The 878-nt window shown below is 47.2% G+C and carries 1 protein-coding gene; it reads right to left on the bottom strand.

Going from position 1 to position 878, the window contains the following annotated elements; all coding sequences use genetic code 11:
- On the bottom strand, positions 1 to 878 hold an 878-nt coding region (locus KIV40_RS26125), incomplete at both ends, for an autotransporter assembly complex family protein (protein WP_375164885.1).

Raw genomic sequence — 878 nt, 5'->3', positions numbered from 1 at the left:
CGCCCGCTTCTAACATAATGGTTTGCTTATCACCCCACATTGGCATCGCACCGCCGCGCGTTCGCGTGCGAGAAAACGAGATACCCGGCAGAACAAACTGCGCCACATCATCTTGCAGACCTTGCTCGTAGTTCTCTAATAGATAACGAACAAAGACTGTACGCTGCCAACCATTGTCGAGACGCCAGTAACGCTCGAGTTTCAGGTTCGATTCCAAGCTCTTGGTATCTCGATTATCAACATTCTTCATACCGTAAGTGACTTGATAGTAGTCATTAAGCACATCATCGAGCGGGATCTTGTAGCTGGCGGTGATGGTCTGCTCGGGTTTAGATATAGACAGGCTGCTATTAAAGCTGTGTCCACTGCTGTTCACCCAAGGTTTTTTCCATTTCAGACTGCCCTTTACGCCTAAGTCGGTAGAAACACCAATACCCGTTTCGAGCTGATTTCGTGCTTGAGGAGCCAAGCTCACCTTCATTGGGATCTCACGACCATTACCAAGTTCGCCAAGATCAGGTTCGACAAACACAGAAGAGAACCAGTCGGTGTTGGAAAGGTTTTGGTTATATTCCCCTACCTTAGCAATTTCATAAGGCTGCCCTTGTTCGAAAGGTTTCAAAGACTGAACCTTGTCATCCTCAATCTGACTGCCCATCACTGTTGTGCTGCCAAAGTGATAGCGAATACCACTGTCATAGTGCAATCGCACATAAGCACGGTTGAGCTCAGGCGCCACTTCTAAGCGGCTTAGGTCATAATTACCATCGAAATAGCCTTTGGCTAAACCCAGGTTGCGCATCGAAGACTTTAGGGAGTCATAATTACTATGGTTAAGCACCTTGCCTTTTTGAAGGTTACTCTTTGCTACTAAGGCT

The organism is Vibrio sp. D173a (genome assembly GCF_030248475.1).
Note: the sequence above shows the minus strand (reverse complement) of the source record. Positions and strands in the feature narration are given on the sequence as shown.